Origin of the sequence: Solirubrum puertoriconensis (assembly GCF_001483135.1) — a bacterium.
Lineage (GTDB): Bacteria > Bacteroidota > Bacteroidia > Cytophagales > Hymenobacteraceae > Solirubrum > Solirubrum puertoriconensis.
Window position 1 is genome coordinate 645,341 of sequence record NZ_LNAL01000003.1, and the last position, 17,015, is coordinate 662,355.

The window sequence follows — 17,015 nt, forward strand, 5'->3', positions numbered from 1 at the left end:
TGAATAGCATACTTTAATGCGGGTTTAATAACCTGGCAGATAAACCAAACAACAACTACCCTCAGCGGTTAGCATACCATGACTCCTTTGGCCGGCGCGGCTCTTGTGGCCCTTACCTTTTTGGGAATGGAATTCGTGGCGTGGTTCATGCACAAATTTGTGCTGCATGGCCCGCTGTGGTTTTTGCACCGCTCGCACCACGTACGGCACCCGCACCATTTTGAGCGCAACGACTTCTTTTTTCTGTTTTACGGCGGGCTGTCGATGCTTTTTATGGTGTACGGCGGCCCCGAAAAAGACTGGCGCTACTGGGTAGGCATGGGCATTGCCGTGTACGGCACGCTGTATTTCTTCGTGCACGATGTGCTCATACATCGGCGGTTGCCTTTCTGGAAACGCACCAACAACGCCTATTTGCGCGCCCTGAACATGGCACACAAAATGCACCACAAAACCACCGGCCGCGATGGTAGCGAGGAGTTTGGCTTGCTGTGGGTTTCGCCCAAATATTTTGCCTTAGCACGCCGCAAGTCGCAAGCCAATCGGCCTGCTGCCTCGCAAAGCCACACCACCTAACCTATTGTCATTTCTATTTCTTCTGTTCCGTGGGCCAGTTTTCAATTAAGGATCTGGAAAGCCTCTCCGGTATTAAGGCACATACCATCCGGATGTGGGAGCAGCGCTACGGGGTGCTGCGCCCCGAACGCACGGCTACCAACATTCGCACGTACTGCGATTCGGATCTGCGGCGGTTGCTGAACGTGGCCACACTGTGCGAAAGGGGGCACCGCATTTCGCAAGTGGCGAGCCTTTCGGAGCAGGAGCTGTGCCAAGCCGTAGCCGCTTGCTGCAGCGACCCGCACCTCTACAACCCACAAATTACCGCTCTGCTCACGGCCACCATGGATATGGACGAGCCCAAGCTAAGCCATGTAATTGCCAAGGCGGCCGAAGAAATTGGCTTCGAGCAAACGATGATGCACATCGTGTATCCGTTTTTGTACCGCATTGGGGTGCTGTGGCAAACTGGCAGCCTCAATCCGGCGCAGGAGCACCTGGCTTCGCACCTGTTGCGGCAAAAGTTGCTGGCCGCAGCCGACGCACTGCCGCCCGTTCAGGCCGAAAACGCTACGCGCTGGGTGCTGTTTTTGCCCGAAGGCGAGCTGCACGAGCTAGCGCTACTGTTTATGAACTACCTGCTGCGGGTGCGACAGCATCATGTGTTGTACCTAGGGCAAAACCTGCCTGTGCGCGAGCTGGGTGCCGTGTGCGGCTGCTACAAGCCCCATTATGTATCCTCGGTGCTGACTACTGTGCCCGAGCGCGACCGGCTGCCGCAGTTTCTGGAGGAGCTTAGCTCATTGTGCCCCAGCTCGGAGTTCGTGCTCTACGGCCCGGTACTGCAGTCCGAGGCCGAAATGCCCCCGCGCTTCCGACGCATGCAGCGCATGACGGATTTCATTGCGTTTGTTCAGCTACTCACTTTAACAGAGTCAGTAGCGGTAAACAGCACTGCCGAATAAAACACATCTTGTTCGTAACTGTTTTGTTTTCAGCTGGTTGCATTAAAGTGGTTTAATGCTGCTTGCTCATCTACTTACCTAAGGGGCGCGATGTTCATCGGGTAAGCAAGTGTGTTCACCGAGTTTTTGAGGCGATTCACCGAAAGCGCGAAAAAAAGGTAGCGCAGGCTCGTATGCTTATGAAGTAGTTTCGTATGTTTGTTTAGCTTTCGGTCATTAAAAGTTAAACAGACGTATGACCTCTTTGGAATTTACAGCCCAAGTACAGAAGATATCCTACTCGCTTCGGCCCGTGGCGATGAACCTCACCCGCGATGCCGATGATGCCAAGGACTTGGTGCAAGAGACGCTGCTCAAGGCCCTGCTGAACAAAGAGAAGTTCAAGGCAGGAACCAACCTGAAGGCGTGGCTCTACACCATAATGCGCAACACGTTTATCAACAACTACAATAAGATAACGAAGCGCAACAGTCACATTGACACCACCGAGTACTTCCAGTACTTCAATACCGATGAGAACTACATCACGCACAACGGCGCACAGTCGGACTTCGTGGTGACGGACATCAACGAAGCCATTGCGCACCTCGGCCACGAGTATCGCACGCCCTTCATGATGTACTACATCGGCTACAAATACCAGGAAATTGCGGAGAAGCTGCAGATTCCGATTGGTACCGTTAAAAACCGCATTCACATAGCCCGCAAGGAGCTTAAGAGTGCGCTTAAGGTCTACGCTCCCGGCGCGTAGGGGGAAGGAGTAATCGAGTCGGGAGCGTGCACGGGCCGCAAGCTGCAACCCCAAACGGGGGTCGTAGCTTGCGGCCTTTACCGTGTGCGCGGGCTGCCAATAACCCGCCTCCTAAACAAAGTGGGCACACATTCGGTAGCTTGCTACCATCCATCAACATCTACATACCGTTTGAGTACCTCTGCCCAACCCAGTAAGAAAGTAATCGTGATAGGGGCTGGCTTTGCCGGTTTGGCTGCTGCGGCCTCGTTGGCGCAGCGCGGCTACCGCGTAACGGTGCTCGAAAAAAACGACGGCCCCGGCGGGCGGGCGCGCGTTTTCAAAACCCAGGGTTTCACCTTTGATATGGGCCCCAGCTGGTACTGGATGCCCGATGTGTTTGAGCAGTTTTTTGCCCGCTTTGGCCACACACCAGCCGATTACTACAACCTTGTTCGCCTCGATCCGTCGTACCGTGTGGTGTTCGGCCACAACGACTACCTCGATGTGCCGGCCAACATGGAGGCGCTGCGCCGCATGTTTGAGCAGCTTGAGCCCGGCGCTGGCCGTCGCCTCGACGACTTCCTGAGTCAGGCGGGCTATAAGTACCAGGTTGGCATGAGCAAGTTCGTGAACAAGCCCGGCCGCTCGGTGCTGGAGTTTGCCGATCCGCGCCTGCTGGTTGATGCCGTGCGGCTCGATTTGCTCCAGAACATGCACACCCACGTGCGGCGCTTTTTCCGGCACCCCAAGCTGGTAGAGCTGATGGAATTTCCGGTTCTGTTTTTGGGTGCTACGCCCCAAAACACGCCCGCACTGTACTCGCTCATGAACTACGCCGACTTGGCCCTAGGTACTTGGTACCCCATGGGCGGCATGCACGAAATAGTGCGCGGCATGGTGCGCGTGGCCGAGGAGCAGGGCGTAGAGTTCCGGTACAACCAAGAGGTAGAACAAATTGAGGTACAAAACGGCCGCGCCACTGGCGTGCGCACCAGCAGCGGCCTGGTAGCAGCCGATGTGGTAGTAGCCGGCGCCGATTACCACCACGTGGAGCAGCACCTGCTGGCGCCCGAGCACCGGCACTACTCGCCCAAGTACTGGGATACGCGCACCATGGCGCCGTCGTCGTTACTGTTTTACGTAGGCCTGAACAAGCGCCTACAAAACGTGCGGCACCACAACCTGTTCTTCGACGAAGACTTTAACCACCACGCCCACGAGATTTACGAAGCGCCGCGCTGGCCCACCAAACCGCTGTTCTACGCCTCGGTGCCGAGCGTAACCGACCCCTCGGTAGCGCCTGAGGGCTGCGAAAACCTCTTCTTGCTGATACCCGTGGCCCCCGGCCTAGGTGGCGACGACGAGGCCACCCGCCAGCGGTACTACGATATCGTGATGACGCGCCTCGAGCAACACACCGGCCAGAGCGTGCGCGATGCCGTGGTGTACTGCCGCAGCTACGCCCACCGCGACTTCATCGACGATTACCATGCTTTCAAGGGCAACGCCTACGGGCTGGCCAACACCTTACGCCAAACCGCCATTCTGAAGCCTACGCTCAAAAGCCCCAAAGTCAGCAACCTCTACTTCACGGGGCAGCTTACGGTGCCCGGCCCAGGTGTGCCGCCTTCGCTTATTTCGGGGCAGGTAGTGGCTGGCGAAGTTGAAAAAGAAAATGCGCTTGTGAGTTGATAATAAGTAAATTACTAAGAAAAGAAGCTTGCCGCGTAGGCGCCAATCCTGCCGATGAGGCTCTTCTTGCGTAGTGCCAAGTACCACACCATATCCAAACCATGGCCACTCTTCCACCCGCTGTTTCGCCGCCGCCCGTTGCGGATCACGTGGCCCTCTTCGACCAGGCCAGCCTAGGTTGTAGCAAGCTCATCACCAAGCGCTACAGCACCTCGTTTACGCTGGGCATTCGCAGCCTCGATGCCCGCTTTCACGAAGCCATTTATGCCGTATATGGCTTCGTGCGCTGGGCCGATGAAATCGTGGACACCTTCCACGACCGCGACAAAGCTGCCTTGTTGCGCGAGTTTCGCGCCGAAACTCACCGCGCCATCGACGAGCAATTCAGCATGAACCCCGTGCTGCACGCCTTTCAGCTGGCCGTGCGCCGCTACGGCATCGACCGCGAGTTTATCGATGCGTTTTTGCACAGCATGGCCATGGACCTCGAGGACATCTGCTACAACGAGCAGCTCTACAACGAGTACATCTACGGCTCGGCCGAGGTGGTAGGCCTGATGTGCCTGCGCGTATTTTGCGAGGGCGACGATGCCTTATTCGAGCGCCTACGCAACCCCGCCCGCCGCCTAGGGGCTGCGTTTCAGAAGATCAACTTCCTGCGCGATTTGCGCTCCGACTACGAGGACCGCGGCCGCGTGTACTTCCCGGATGTATGCTACGAGCAGTTCGACAATGCTTGCAAGCGCCGCATCGAGGCCGATATCAAAGCCGATTTCGATGCCGGTTACGCGGGCATTGTGCAACTGCCGCGTTCGGCCCGCTTAGGGGTGTACTTGGCCTACGTGTACTACCTCAAGCTATTTTCCACCATTCGGGAGCTGCCGGCCCAGCGCATTTTGGCCGGGCGCGTGCGCGTGCCCGATAACACGAAACTTCTGCTGCTGCTTGGGTCGTACTTTCGGTACCGCCTGCGGGCCATCTAAGGCCCCGGAGCCAGTGCCCCGCCCGTGAAACTGCTGTTCTGCCTGCTCCTAACCTTGCTTGCCACTGTGCTTCCAGCTACCGATACCGACGCCCAATCGCCGTACGCTTTGCCCGCATTGCGCCGCCACTACCGCCAGGCAGCCAACGACGAAGAGGCCAGCCGCCGGTTTCATTTGCTGATGCGCAATTACACCGGGCGCGACGCCGTGGTGCTGGCCTACAAGGCCGCTTCCGAAGCCATTATGGCCAAGCATACGGGAGGTGTGTTCGACAAGCTCGATCGGGTGAAAGCAGCCAGCCAGCAGTTTGATGCCGCCGTGGCCCTCAATCCCAAGCACCCCGAAGTTCGTTTTCTGCGCTTCAGCATCGAGAGCAACTTGCCCAAGTTCCTCGGTGCCAGCAAGCACCTCGACGAAGACCGCATCTTGCTGGTGCAGGCTTTGCTTCGCCATCCTAAGTCGGGCCTCGATGCCGAAGCGTTTCGCATCGTGCGCGATTTCATGCTTACCCACAACCACATTGGTGGTCAGGAAGCCGATAGATTGCGACAGCTGCCCGAATAACCCGCGCAGTACCAGGAGTATGCTATATTAATGCAGGATTCCACACCTTCTGCAGCATACTCCGCCGCAACCTTCTGCCCGGATCATTGGTTACCGAGACAGATATGCCGCTCAACCTAAGTGTACGCATCGACCCTAACTCCGGCTTCTGCTTCGGGGTGATCTACGCCATTCAGATGGCCGAAGACATTCTCGACGAGCAGGGCTACTTGTATTGCCTTGGCGACATCGTGCACAACGATGAAGAAGTAGAGCGCCTCGAAAAGCGCGGCCTACGCATCATCGACTACGAAACCCTAGGGGGCCTGCACGACGAAAAGGTGCTGATACGCGCCCACGGCGAGCCGCCCAGCACCTACCAAACGGCGCTGCAAAACAATCTCACGCTCATCGATGCCTCGTGCCCGGTGGTGCTGAAGCTGCAAAACCGCATCAAGAGCAGCTACGACCGTAAGGAGCGAATATTTATCTATGGCAAGCACGGCCACGCCGAGGTGCGCGGGCTGCTGGGCCAAACCCGCGGCGATGCCGTGGTGTTTGAAAACCTGGATGAACTGCTGCGCCACGAGTTGCCGCCGAACATCACGCTTTACAGCCAAACCACCAAGAGCACCGACAGCTTCTACCGCATCAAAGGCGAGTTGGAGGGCAGGGGATACCAGGTAGCCGCCAACGATACCATTTGCCGCCAGGTATCGAACCGCGACCAGGAGCTGCGCCGCTTTGCCGCCGAGTACGACCAAATTGTGTTTGTATCGGGCACGAAGAGCTCGAACGGCAAGGTGCTGTACCAGGTGTGCAAAAACACCAACGACAACACGCATTTCATATCCAAAGTAGAGGAGCTGCGGCCCGAGTGGTTTAAGCCGGGCCAAACCGTAGGCATTTGCGGCGCCACCAGCACGCCCATGTGGCTGATGGAGGACGTGCGCGACGCCCTGCTGCGGTTGTAAGCACCTAGGGGCTTGGCCCGGGTGCAGCAACGCGCTCGGCCAGCCTAGGTAGCTTTTCGTTGTATTACAGTTATGAACCAGCCCCAAGCGCAACATTTCGCAGTGTCGACCGCTTACCAGCGTGTTCGGCCCAAACCGTTGGGCTACAAGGGCGTGGCCATGGCAGTGCTAATTGTGGCAACGTGGGCGGCGTTGCTGACGTACCTGCTGGCCTACTACGAGCCCGATTGGCACACGCCGTGGCCGTACTTGCTGGCCTTGGTGCAAACGCACCTCTACACCGGGCTGTTTATTACTGCGCACGATGCCATGCACGGAGTGGTCAGCAGCAACCGCCGCCTCAACAACACCCTAGGTACCGTAGCCGCGTTGTTGTTTGCCTACAACTGGTTTCCGAGGCTGCTGCCGCGGCACCACGCGCACCACCGGCACGTAGCCACCCCCGACGACCCTGATTTTCACGACGGCAAGCACCCCAGCTTTGTGCTGTGGCTGCTGCGCTTTGCGCGTAATTACATTACGGTTTGGCAGGTGCTGCTAATGGCCGCCACATTCAACGTGCTGAAGCTGTTTTTTCCGGCAGCCAACGTTATTGCCTTCTGGATGCTGCCCTCGGTGCTGGCTACGGTGCAGCTATTTTACTTTGGCACATACTTGCCCCACCGTGGCGAGCATGCCCCCGACAACGTGCACAAATCGCGCAGCCAGTTGCCGCACCACGTGTGGGCGTTTGTGAGCTGCTACTTTTTTGGCTACCACTACGAGCATCACGATCAGCCGTATTTGCCGTGGTGGCGGTTGTGGCGGGCCAAGCAAGCCTAGGTGCTGCGCTGGTGCAGGCAAGTAGGCACCTAGGGAACTAATGGGCTAGTGCTGCCGCCGAATAAGGGCGCGGTTTACAATGCGCTCCGTAACCTTGTCGCGGTACGTTTGGCCTAGGGGCAGCGCGTGGCCACCCACCCGTACTTCCTGGTTGCTCACCGACTCGATGCGCGCCGAGTTGACGAGGTAGGAGCGGTGCGTGCGCACAAACATGCCGGGCGGCAGCTGCTCCTCAATGTTTTTGAGGTTGACAAGCGTAAGGTGCGTACGGCCGTCGACGGTATTGATTTTGGTGAAATCTTTCAGGGCCTCGATGTACAGCACCTCGCGGTAGTGCAAGCGTACAAACTGCGAATCGGTACGGATGAAGAACGAGCCCCAGCCCGATAGTGCATCGCCCGACTCAACGGCTGCAGGCACCTGCGCGGTGCGCAGCAATCCGGCAATCTTGTTCACGGCTTTCAGAAACCGATCGAGCGAGATGGGCTTCAGCAGAAAGTCGCACACATCGAGGTTAAAGCCCTCCATGGCGTACTGCGGGTACGAGGTCATGAGCACCACCAGCGGCGGCTCGCGTAACGAGCGCACCAGGTCGAGGCCCGAGAGGTGTGGCATCGTCACGTCAGAAAACAGCACTTGCACCTGATGATCGAGCAGATACCGGTGGGCTTCGAGCGGATCGGTAAAGGTGGCTTTCACCTCCAGCACCTCCGTCATGGCCGCATAGGCCTGTAGCAAATCCAACACCAGCGGGTCGTCGTCGAGAAGCAAGCAGGTAATCTTCATGACTTGGTTGGGTAGGGGTGTTGGGGTGAATATAGCGAGTTGAAATATTGTGTGCTAAAAATTATTGAAAGAAAACAATGCTGGCATACTCCAACTGCATCCTGATCTACCACCATTGCGGTTTCCTCTATTTTAATAATTAGATAGCTCGTGCGGGTGCAACCTTTTGCGGGATTACTGCAGGTTTGTGCCAACTACTCGGCTGAAAGTGTGTACATTACTGTATGCCGCTTACTGCTCTCTTTCACACCTGTTGCTATGTCTCGTTTTGTTGCTGCCACACCGCTGGCCCAGCCCCTTGTGCTGGGAGTGGCCTTTACCATTCCGCGCCACGATCGTGCGCGTAGCATGCGAACGGGCGTAAGCGCCCGATCCATCAAGTTGCGTATCGATCCAGCTCTGGACTTACTGTTTGTCTCTGAAATAACCCTACCCTCCAACCTTGATTGTTTAGCCGCGCTTACCTCGCCCAACGTGGTAGCCGTGAGCCTGCGTAGCGCCAGTCTCGAGCTGTTGCCCGAAGCGCCTTGTACCGGCCCGCACCGCGGGCCTACGCTGAACGCGCTTTCCAGCGGTCATTGCTTTGTAACCGCTCACGACCGCAAAGCGCACATTGCCTCTTTCGGCGAGCGGCAAGTGCACCCCGATTGGATTGACATGCAGGTGCAAGGCCACATCAACCTCCTCGATTACCTCCGCGCCGATTGGTTTACCGTGGAGCTTTCGGGAACACACCGCCGGCGCCTGAGCAAACCGTTGCCCCTGCGCTTGCTGCTAACCTTCGATGTGGAGGAGCTGACCCACTCCAACCCGCCACTTGCCGCCTAGGCCCGCTGCCCACAAAAAAGGCGGCCTAGGTACCTAGGCCGCCTTTTTTGTGGGCTGTTACTGCGTGCTGAGCTTACTCGGTGGTATGCACGCTGTTGGTTTTTTTGCAGCACTCGGGCAGGCGCTCGTACGCCTTGGCATTGGCGGTTTTCGTGTCGGCGTCGTAGCCGGTTGCCACTACGGCCGAGCGCAACGCATCGGCGTTGGTTTTATCGGTGCGGTAGGTAACCGTAAGCATTTGCGTGGGCACGTTGAGCACGGCAGCTTGCACACCTTTTTCGTAGGCCAAGGCCTTTTCGAGGCGGGCCTTGCACATATCGCACACGGCCGAGGTTTTGATGTTCACCTGCTCGGTGCCGGCTTTTTGCTTGGCCTTGGGCTTGGTGTCCTGGGCTTGCGAAAACTTGGTGCCAACTAGGGCCAGCAGGCCAAAGGAAAGTGCGCGGAGGGTTTTCATGATCAGAGAAGGAAGAGAGGAGGAGAGAAGTTTCAATGGTATTCGAGTAGCGCTACTCGAGGCGGAAGCGCATGCCTAGGTAAGTCAAACGCCCGTAAATAGGACCCCAGTTCATGGCAGCATCAAACATGGGGCCGAAAGGTTGAGCGGCGGCATCGATGGGGTTGCGCTGGCGGTAGTTGGTCAGGTTCTCGACGCCGGCATACACATCGAAGCGCTTGAAGGCGCGGGTAAGCTGCGCATTTAGCGTGGCAAAGCGCGGCGAGTAGCGTAGCACCGGACCGGCGGCGCTCCCGCCATCGTGCTGGTGCGCTAAGCCGGGCGCGTAGGGTCGCTTGCCGTACCATTGAGCCGTGAGGTCGGCGCGCCACTTGTCGTAGGCGCTGGCGTAGCCCACGTTGGCAAACAAGCGGTGCTGCGGCGTAAGCGGCTTGGGCAATAAGCGGTTGCCGTAGTTGGTTTTCACATCAAGCCACTTGTAAGCTGCTTTGGCGTGCAGTCCTTTCACGGGCTCTACCTGCACCTCGGCCTGGAAGCTGCGCGAAAACGAGCGGCCGCCCGGCGCCAGGTTGCCGATGATGAGCATCGAAGGCAGCGAGTACGGGTCGGCTACCACCTGGTTTTGGAAGGTTGTGTAGTAGTAATCGGCCACGAAGGTTGCCTGCCGCCCAGCCACCGTGAAGTACTGCGACAACGAGCCGCCCACGTTCCAGGCCCGTTCGGGCTGCAGGTTGTCGGCAATGCTGAAGGGGCGGCTGCTTACCAGCATGCCCGAGTTTTCGGCAATGGGGTTGGCCACACGGTAGCCGCGGCCAGCGGCCAAACGCAGCACGGTGCTGGTGGTGGGGTCGTATTTTACGTTCAGGCGCGGCGTCAGGAACCAGCCGTACAGGTTGTGGTAATCGGCACGGGCACCGGCTACTACCGTGAGGTTACGCGAGTTCTGGTAGGTGTACTCGGCAAAAGCGCCGGGCACGCGCTCGGTGCGGGCCCGCAGTTCGCGTTGGCGGGTTTGCGCGGGCGTTTCGGCCGCGTTCGGGCCGGTGCGCAGGTACTCCTGGTAGTCGTCGTAGAGGTAGCTGGCACCTAGGCGGTACACGTGCGAGGTGTTGCCAATGGCGCTCTGAAACAGCAGCGTAGCCAAGCCGGTGCGCTGCGTACCATCATACTGGCGCTGCGGGCGGAACAAGTTGCCCTCTTGCAGCACCACATCGAACGGCAAGCCGTAGGTGCTGCCCCCAAACGTGGAGTTGAACTTGTGGCTAGTGCCCGAAAGCAGCAGGCCGAGGCTCTGATAGGGCTTGCTAGGCCAGGTGTACGAGGTTTTGTTGTAGGCCGTGTAGCGGTTGGTTTCCTGCGTGATGCCGTAGTTGGGGTTGCCCACTTCTCCTTCCCGAAAACCAACCTGGCCACCTAGGCGGGTTTCGCGCAGTGCGCCCACGCCCAACTCGCTCACAATGGCTTTGCCCGACTTATACTTCCACTTGTTCATCACGTTGTACTGCGTGGCCAAGGGCAAGTCCATGAAACCGTCTTTGTTGCGGTCGATGCGGTTGCCTAGGTGGTCGGCGTGCAGCAGCAGCGCGGTGCTCAGCTTGGGGTTGATGCGAGCCGAGGTGTTGAGGTTCAGGTCGAATTTGCCAAAGTCGTTGACGTAGGCATTGAACAGCAGGCGGTCGGTAGCGTCGGGCTCCTTCAGCCGCACGTTCACTTGCCCCGAAATCGATTCGTAACCGTTCACCACCGAGCCCATGCCCTTGATGATGTCGATGTTCTCGATCCAAGGGCCGGCTAGGTAGTTTAGGCGGTATGGCGACGACAAACCGCGCAGCGCCGGCAGGTTATCTACCGTCAGCAGCGAGTACGAGCCATCTAGGCCTAGCATCTGAATCTGCTTGGCACCCGATGCCGCGTCGGTGGTCGATACTTCTACCGAAGCATTGGTCTCGAAGCTTTCGGCCAGGTTGCAGCACGCCGATTTAGTTAGGTCTTGCGCGCTGATTACCTGCGTGTTGGTGGGCGTGAGCGAGGAATAGCTAGGAGCACGCTCCGTAATTACCACTTCCTGCAGCTCGGCGCTGCCTTTGAGGGGCACGCGTACGTAGCCAGCCGCCTGCACCGTGTCGGGGCGGTAGCCCAGGGCATTTACTACCAAGCGGCCTGAGGTGGCCTTGGTAGAGTAGGGCAGCACGAACAAGCCTTTGTTGTCGGTGGTGGTGGCTTGGTCGGTACCGAGCCAGCGCACAATGGCGCCGGGCAACGCGGCGCGGGTGGCGCTGTCGGTTACCTCGCCGCGCACGGGTTGCGGCGCGGCAGATGATTGGGCGAAAGCGGCCGGCGCAGTACCCAGCACTAGCACGGGTACAACGCGCAGGGCGCGGCTTCGCAACAAAGCAAACATAAAGTCAGGAGGTTAGGCCTTCGGGAAAGATGGTAAACGGCCGCGCAGGGCCATACCCGCAAGCACCGCACGGTGCCAGCATTGCCGAAAAAGAGCCTAACCTAGACGTTGAGCGTGCACTTGAAGGCCAGTAGGGCCCTGCCCGTTCGAAGGGGGGGAGATGAATCGGCCGCGTGCCAGGTAAGCTGGGGCGCTACGACTGCTGCCGGCGCCTGTGGTGCCCACACGGGCTGCGGCAGCACGGCCAGCAAGGCCGGCGCCACCACCTTCAGCAGCGGACCCGAAGATGCCGAGGTATCTACCTTGTGGTGGTGAGCACTGAAGTCGCAGCAGCCGTCCTCCACTGCGGCTTTGGCAACGGCTGCTGGTTTGTCGCAGCCGGGAGCCTTTGCTACCGCTTCTTTGGGGGCGCACACGTGGTGCGGCGTCAGTACAACGGCCCGTTGGGTTTGGCCACTAGCAAAGCAGGTGTGCTGCTGCACCGTGAGACCCACCGACGAGGTGAGCACCAGCAGGGCCAGCCACAAGCTAGTAAGGCGCAGCAACAACGAGCGTTTCTTCACAGCACAAAGATACGCAGTTAGCCCGAGCTTGGGCCGTACACATTAATGCTTGGGCAGTACATGATTTAGGCCTTGCCCTAGGTGTTATTGGTACTCGGCTGCCAATTTGGCAAGCAGCTGTAGCTGCTACCACCTTTTGTCCCAACCGCAGCTCAGATGCTAAAAAAAAGCCCTTGACTAGCTCTAAATGGGGTTTTTTACCGGTGGTAGAAAATGGTAAATGGTGGTTGCCTTTTCAAGGGGCTTGCGTACTTTTGCTTACCGACCTCGTGCGCTTACCCCACCTTCAAAGCTACGGCTTCTTTTTGCACCTAATCTATGAACCTGCTCTCCGGCGAATACGAATGCAAGCTCGACCCGAAAGGGCGGCTCGTGTTGCCGGCGAAGGTAAAGGCTAACTTGCCCGAGCAGTCGGGCAACCAACTGGTGCTGGTGCGAGGGTTTGAGCCGTGCCTGGTGCTGTACCCTAGGTCGGCGTGGCGCGTGATTCACGAGAAGGTGATGGCCCTCGACGAGTTCAACGAAGAGTACCGCCAGTTTCAGCGTAACTTCTTCCGGGGCATGACGGAGGTGGAGCTCGACAACATCGGGCGCTTTGGCTTGCCGCGCACTATGCTGCGCTATGCCGGCATCGAGAAGGAGGCCATTATTGTGGGCCTGGGCAACCGATGCGAAATCTGGGACCCTACCCGCTACGACGAGTACCTGATTAAAGACCAGCAGAGCTTCTCAAAGCTGGCGCAGAAATTTCTTACCAATGAAACCCCGCCGGCGGGCGGATTGGCCGCATAAGCATGGAAACTCCCAACGCGACCTACCACCGCCCCGTGATGCTGCAGGAGTGCCTCGATGGCCTCGATCTGCAGCTCAATGGCCGCTACGTCGATGTTACTTTCGGCGGTGGCGGGCACTCGTGGGCTATTCTGGAGCGCCTAGGTCCGGAAGGCCATTTGTACTCTTTCGACCAGGATGCCGACGCCGAGCGCCAGGCCCAGCGCCTGCTCGCGGGCCCACGGGCCGATCGGTTCACGTTCATTCGCGCCAATTTTGGCGAGCTGCAAGCCGAGCTGGAGCGCCGCAGCGCTGCCCCCGTCGATGGGCTGCTCGCCGACCTAGGCGTGTCGTCGTATCAGTTCGATACGCCGGAGCGCGGCTTTAGCACCCGTTTCGATGGCCCGCTCGATATGCGCATGAACCCCGACGAAGGCCCCACCGCCGCCGACGTGGTAAACGAATACGGCGAAGCCGAACTGCACCGCATTTTTGGCATGTACGGCGAGGTAACCAACGCCCGCACCTTGGCCAAAGCCGTGGTACAGAGCCGGGGCGGCCGGGGTATCGAAACCATTGCTGACCTGAAAAAGGCCATTGCCAGCTGCACCCCGCGCGGCAAGGAAAACAAGTACTTGGCGCAGGTATTTCAGGCTTTGCGCATCGAAGTAAACAACGAGCTGACGGTGCTGGAGGCCATGCTGGAGCAAGCCGCCCAAGTGCTGCGGCCGGGCGGGCGCCTGGTGGTCATGTCGTACCACTCGCTCGAAGACCGGCTGGTGAAGAATTACCTAGGCACGGGCAAGTTCTTCGGGGAGGTAGATAAAGACCTTTTCGGCAACCCGCAGAAACCCTTTGAGGTGCTCATGCGCAAACCCGTCACGGCTTCGGAAGAGGAACTGCAGCTGAACAACCGCGCCCGCAGCGCCAAGCTGCGCGTGGGCGTGCGCAACGACTTCGTTATCAAACCTAAGCACTAATCCGGCGTGGCTGTTAATACTATTCGTCCGACTACGCACCAACCGCGGCAAAACACGCCGCGCGAGGTAGTGCCGCCGGTGCTCGAGCCCGAGGAGCTGCCCGAGCCGGAGCCCACGCCCGAACCCAAGCGTACGCGCCCGGAGCGGGAACCTGAGCCGCGTCGGCAATCGACGTGGAGCATTTTTTCGGTAGTTGAGAAAGTAGTAAACGTCGACGGGCTGTTCCGCGACGGCGTGCCCGTGCGCTTCTTGCCGCACATGCTGTTCGTAATGTTCCTGATTTTGGTGTACATCGGCAACACGCACTACGCCACACGCATGAACCGCAGCATTCAGAAGCTGAAGGTCGAAACCGAGGACCTGCGCGCCGATTACACCACCCTGAAATCGGATTACATGGAGGCCAGCAAGCAAAGCGAAGTGGCGCGCAAAGTGGCCGCTTACGGCTTGGTTGAAAGCTCGTCGCCGCCCTTCCGCATTACCGTGCCGGCCGGTGGCCTCGACGAAGCCGAACTCGACCGCTTGCCGGTACTAACCGCCGATTCGTTGGCTGCCCGCGCCGCGCGCGACTCGGCCGCTGCCAACACGGCGACCCCGCCACCCACTCCGCCCACCGAAGAAGAGCAACACTAGCGCACAGGCATGAGCAAGCAGGGTAGCGTTAAGAAATCCATCGTTACAAGAGTACGGCTCGCCTTTTTGGGCGTGCTGTTGTTTTCGTGCGCCATCGTCTGGAAAATTCAGCGCATTCAGTACCAGGAAGGGGAGCGGTGGCGTGCCCTGGAGCAGGAGCGCCGCATTGTGTACCAGCCAGTATTTGCCACGCGCGGCAACATTTTCTCCGATAACGAAAGCATCATGGCTACCTCGCTGCCCTTCTACCGGGTGGCTTGGGACCCCTCGGTGGTAAGCGACGAGCTGTTCAACCGCAAAGCCGATTCGCTGGCTTTGCTGCTGTCGCGCTTTTTCGGCGACCGTAGCAAGGACGAATACCTGCGCAAGCTGAAAAACGCGCACAACCCCAAAGCGCGGGTCCGTTACGTACGCCTCAACTCGCGGCAGATCAACTTTCAGGAAAAGAAGCTGCTGGCGACCTGGCCCATCTTCCGGGCTGGCAAAAACCGCGGCGGTGTAATCTTTGAGAAGGTGGATAAGCGTTTCCGTCCGTTTGGCGGCCTGGCGCAGCGCACCATTGGCTTTATCAACGAAGAAAAGCACGGCGCTGGCCTCGAGTACACTTTCAACAAGCAACTGGCCGGCAAGGATGGTGAGGCACTGTTCGAGCGCCTACCCGGTGGCCTGAAACCCGTGTACGACGCGGCCGAGGTAAAGCCGCTCGATGGTTACGACATCAAGACCACCATCGACATCAACTTGCAGGACGTAGCCGAAAACGCCCTGCTGCGCAGCCTGATGGATAACAACGCGCAGTATGGTACGGTAATTCTGATGGAGGTGAAAACCGGCGAAATCAAGGCCGTGGCCAACCTAGGGAAAGTAGCCGATGGCGTGTACCGCGAGGATTACAATTACGCCATTGCCGACCAAGGCCGTACCGAGCCGGGCTCTACCTTTAAGCTGGCCTCGATGATGGCCCTGTTTGAAGACAACCCCGAGCTCGACCTGAACGACTCCGTAAACACCGGCCGCACGGGCTCGATGAAAATTGCCGGCGCCGTGAAAACTGACTCGCATCCCTACGGTAAGATTTCGGTGCAGCAGGTGTTCGAGAAGTCGTCGAACATTGGCGTGGCGAAGTTGGTGAACGACCACTTCAGCCCCGAGCCCAACAAGTACACCGACTACCTAAAGAAGTTTGGCCTGCACCAGCCCCTAGGTTTTCAAATGAGCGGGGAGGCCCGACCATACATCAAAGACCCCCAGGACCGTTCATGGAGCCGTACCTCGCTCTCTACGATGAGCATTGGCTACGAGCTTAAACTGGCGCCGCTGCAAACGTTGGCTTTCTACAACGCCGTGGCCAACAACGGCGTGAAGGTGCAGCCCATTATTGTGCGCGAGATAAAGCAGGCCGATCAGGTACTGGAGCACTTCGAAACCAAGGTGCTGAACCCCAAAATCTGCTCCGATGCTACGCTAGCTAAAGTTAAGGCTATGATGGAAGGCGTGGTGGAAAACGGTACGGCCCGCGGCATTCGCACGCTCGATTACAAAATTGCCGGCAAAACCGGCACGGCTTGGAAGTTTAAGAACGGGCGCTATACCAAAACCTATTCCACGAGCTTCTGCGGCTACTTCCCGGCCGATAAGCCCAAGTACTCTTGCATTGTGGTGGTCGATTCGCCCAAGAACGGCCGCATTTACGGTGCCGACGTAGCCGCGCCGGTGTTCCGCGAAGTAGCCGATAAAGCCATGGCCCGCGACCAAGCCAGCCAGCGCCCCTTGCTGGCCCGTGCGCCGCTGCGCAAAGCCTTGGTGCCTGCCGCTCATACGGGCCTGCAAGAAGACCTGCAATTGGTTTGCAGCCGCCTAGGTGTCAGCAACCACGCCGAGGGCTCCTCGGCCGATGAGTGGGTGCGGGCCGATACGCAGCAAGGCATTAAGGCACTGCAATGGCAGCCCATGTCGGTGCGCCGGGGCCGGGTGCCCAATGTGGCTGGCCTAACCCGCCGCGACGCGCTCTTTATGCTCGAAAACCGCGGCCTGCGTGTGCGCACAATAGGCACGGGCCGCGTTACCCGGCAATCGTTGCCGGCTGGTGCTCCGGTGCAACGCGGCGCCACAATCATCCTGGAACTCAAAGACCCGACCTTGGTAGCCAAGGCTGCCTTGCCAGTGCTGCCTTATGCGCCACCTAGGCCTACCGTGGCCCCCGAGCCCACGGTAATACCCGAACCGGTTTCGGCCAGCGGCCAACCCATTGCCCGGCCCGAGGGCCAAGGCACGCTGTACCCTGGCCTAAAGCCTGCGCGCTCCCGCTAATTGCTAGCCTCGAACG

17 protein-coding genes are annotated in these 17,015 nt (G+C 58.8%); 13 read left to right on the forward strand and 4 right to left on the reverse strand.

The features are described from left to right. The first annotated feature begins 78 nt into the window (after positions 1 to 78). The 8 genes from ASU33_RS03250 to ASU33_RS03285 all read left to right on the forward strand — a co-directional run bounded on the left by ASU33_RS03250 (position 79) and on the right by ASU33_RS03285 (position 7,270). A complete protein-coding gene (locus ASU33_RS03250) occupies positions 79 to 576 on the forward strand; it encodes a sterol desaturase family protein (RefSeq protein WP_059068061.1) in 498 nt (165 codons plus the stop codon). 29 nt (positions 577 to 605) lie between these two features. After that, positions 606 to 1,523, forward strand: coding sequence for a MerR family transcriptional regulator (locus ASU33_RS03255; RefSeq protein ID WP_160328122.1), 918 nt, complete (start codon positions 606 to 608; stop codon positions 1,521 to 1,523). Between the two features lie 235 nt (positions 1,524 to 1,758). Beyond that, a complete protein-coding gene (locus ASU33_RS03260; RefSeq protein ID WP_059068066.1) occupies positions 1,759 to 2,274 on the forward strand; it encodes an RNA polymerase sigma factor in 516 nt (171 codons plus the stop codon). 171 nt (positions 2,275 to 2,445) lie between these two features. Then, positions 2,446 to 3,948, forward strand: a complete 1,503-nt coding sequence (gene crtID / locus ASU33_RS03265; protein ID WP_350308174.1) for a bifunctional phytoene desaturase/3,4-desaturase — start codon at positions 2,446 to 2,448, stop codon at positions 3,946 to 3,948. 101 nt (positions 3,949 to 4,049) lie between these two features. Then, on the forward strand, positions 4,050 to 4,931 hold the full coding sequence (locus ASU33_RS03270) for a phytoene/squalene synthase family protein (protein ID WP_059068068.1): 882 nt from the start codon (positions 4,050 to 4,052) through the stop codon (positions 4,929 to 4,931). 66 nt (positions 4,932 to 4,997) lie between these two features. Next, positions 4,998 to 5,495 carry a hypothetical protein gene (locus ASU33_RS03275; protein WP_149867009.1) on the forward strand — a complete coding sequence of 166 codons (498 nt, stop codon included), beginning with the start codon at positions 4,998 to 5,000 and terminating at the stop codon, positions 5,493 to 5,495. A gap of 104 nt (positions 5,496 to 5,599) precedes the next feature. After that, entirely contained in the window at positions 5,600 to 6,448 is an 849-nt protein-coding gene (locus ASU33_RS03280) for a 4-hydroxy-3-methylbut-2-enyl diphosphate reductase (RefSeq protein ID WP_059068072.1), read from the forward strand. Positions 6,449 to 6,520: 72 nt separating this feature from the next. Next, a complete protein-coding gene (locus tag ASU33_RS03285; protein WP_078062831.1) occupies positions 6,521 to 7,270 on the forward strand; it encodes a fatty acid desaturase in 750 nt (249 codons plus the stop codon). Between the two features lie 45 nt (positions 7,271 to 7,315). Here ASU33_RS03285 and ASU33_RS03290 read toward each other — a convergent pair whose 3' ends face one another. Beyond that, positions 7,316 to 8,056: a LytR/AlgR family response regulator transcription factor gene (locus tag ASU33_RS03290; RefSeq protein ID WP_059068074.1), complete on the reverse strand. Its 741-nt coding sequence runs from the start codon at positions 8,054 to 8,056 to the stop codon at positions 7,316 to 7,318. Positions 8,057 to 8,314: 258 nt separating this feature from the next. Between ASU33_RS03290 and ASU33_RS03295 the strand changes: the two genes are divergently transcribed. Continuing rightward, entirely contained in the window at positions 8,315 to 8,884 is a 570-nt protein-coding gene (locus ASU33_RS03295; RefSeq protein ID WP_059068076.1) for a hypothetical protein, read from the forward strand. A gap of 73 nt (positions 8,885 to 8,957) precedes the next feature. On the opposite strand, the gene ASU33_RS03300 is transcribed toward ASU33_RS03295, so the two are convergent. The 3 genes from ASU33_RS03300 to ASU33_RS03310 form a co-directional block, all read right to left on the reverse strand. After that, positions 8,958 to 9,341 (reverse strand): heavy-metal-associated domain-containing protein, encoded by a 384-nt coding sequence (locus ASU33_RS03300; RefSeq protein ID WP_059068078.1) that lies wholly within the window; start codon positions 9,339 to 9,341, stop codon positions 8,958 to 8,960. Positions 9,342 to 9,393: 52 nt separating this feature from the next. Next, complete coding sequence (locus ASU33_RS03305; RefSeq protein WP_059068081.1) at positions 9,394 to 11,742, reverse strand: TonB-dependent receptor; 2,349 nt, start codon at positions 11,740 to 11,742, stop codon at positions 9,394 to 9,396. Between the two features lie 101 nt (positions 11,743 to 11,843). Then, positions 11,844 to 12,305, reverse strand: a complete 462-nt coding sequence (locus ASU33_RS03310; RefSeq protein ID WP_059068083.1) for an HYC_CC_PP family protein — start codon at positions 12,303 to 12,305, stop codon at positions 11,844 to 11,846. A gap of 318 nt (positions 12,306 to 12,623) precedes the next feature. Here ASU33_RS03310 and mraZ point away from each other — a divergent pair, with 318 nt between their 5' ends. From mraZ to ASU33_RS03330, 4 genes are read left to right on the forward strand one after another with little or no spacing between them, the layout of a single operon-like run. Next, positions 12,624 to 13,097: a division/cell wall cluster transcriptional repressor MraZ gene (mraZ, locus tag ASU33_RS03315; RefSeq protein ID WP_059068086.1), complete on the forward strand. Its 474-nt coding sequence runs from the start codon at positions 12,624 to 12,626 to the stop codon at positions 13,095 to 13,097. 2 nt (positions 13,098 to 13,099) lie between these two features. Next, the gene (rsmH, locus tag ASU33_RS03320; RefSeq protein WP_059068088.1) at positions 13,100 to 14,056 is read left to right on the forward strand and encodes a 16S rRNA (cytosine(1402)-N(4))-methyltransferase RsmH; all 957 of its coding nucleotides are present in this window, start codon (positions 13,100 to 13,102) and stop codon (positions 14,054 to 14,056) included. A 6-nt stretch (positions 14,057 to 14,062) separates the two neighbouring features. Continuing rightward, positions 14,063 to 14,689: an FtsL-like putative cell division protein gene (locus tag ASU33_RS21740; protein ID WP_286130397.1), complete on the forward strand. Its 627-nt coding sequence runs from the start codon at positions 14,063 to 14,065 to the stop codon at positions 14,687 to 14,689. Between the two features lie 9 nt (positions 14,690 to 14,698). Continuing rightward, positions 14,699 to 16,999, forward strand: a complete 2,301-nt coding sequence (locus ASU33_RS03330) for a penicillin-binding protein (protein ID WP_078062832.1) — start codon at positions 14,699 to 14,701, stop codon at positions 16,997 to 16,999. Positions 17,000 to 17,015 lie beyond the last annotated feature (16 nt).

What these genes read in the sequence shown, in the direction of transcription:
- ASU33_RS03250 (WP_059068061.1), top strand. Translation starts at nt 79, where the DNA reads ATGACTCCTTTGGCCGGCGCGGCTCTTGTGGCCCTTACCTTTTTGGGA.
- ASU33_RS03260 (WP_059068066.1), top strand. Translation starts at nt 1,759, where the DNA reads ATGACCTCTTTGGAATTTACAGCCCAAGTACAGAAGATATCCTACTCG.
- ASU33_RS03270 (WP_059068068.1), top strand. Translation starts at nt 4,050, where the DNA reads ATGGCCACTCTTCCACCCGCTGTTTCGCCGCCGCCCGTTGCGGATCAC.
- ASU33_RS03280 (WP_059068072.1), top strand. Translation starts at nt 5,600, where the DNA reads ATGCCGCTCAACCTAAGTGTACGCATCGACCCTAACTCCGGCTTCTGC.
- ASU33_RS03285 (WP_078062831.1), top strand. Translation starts at nt 6,521, where the DNA reads ATGAACCAGCCCCAAGCGCAACATTTCGCAGTGTCGACCGCTTACCAG.
- ASU33_RS03290 (WP_059068074.1), bottom strand. Translation starts at nt 8,056, where the DNA reads ATGAAGATTACCTGCTTGCTTCTCGACGACGACCCGCTGGTGTTGGAT.
- ASU33_RS03295 (WP_059068076.1), top strand. Translation starts at nt 8,315, where the DNA reads ATGTCTCGTTTTGTTGCTGCCACACCGCTGGCCCAGCCCCTTGTGCTG.
- ASU33_RS03300 (WP_059068078.1), bottom strand. Translation starts at nt 9,341, where the DNA reads ATGAAAACCCTCCGCGCACTTTCCTTTGGCCTGCTGGCCCTAGTTGGC.
- ASU33_RS03305 (WP_059068081.1), bottom strand. Translation starts at nt 11,742, where the DNA reads ATGTTTGCTTTGTTGCGAAGCCGCGCCCTGCGCGTTGTACCCGTGCTA.
- mraZ (WP_059068086.1), top strand. Translation starts at nt 12,624, where the DNA reads ATGAACCTGCTCTCCGGCGAATACGAATGCAAGCTCGACCCGAAAGGG.
- rsmH (WP_059068088.1), top strand. Translation starts at nt 13,100, where the DNA reads ATGGAAACTCCCAACGCGACCTACCACCGCCCCGTGATGCTGCAGGAG.
- ASU33_RS03330 (WP_078062832.1), top strand. Translation starts at nt 14,699, where the DNA reads ATGAGCAAGCAGGGTAGCGTTAAGAAATCCATCGTTACAAGAGTACGG.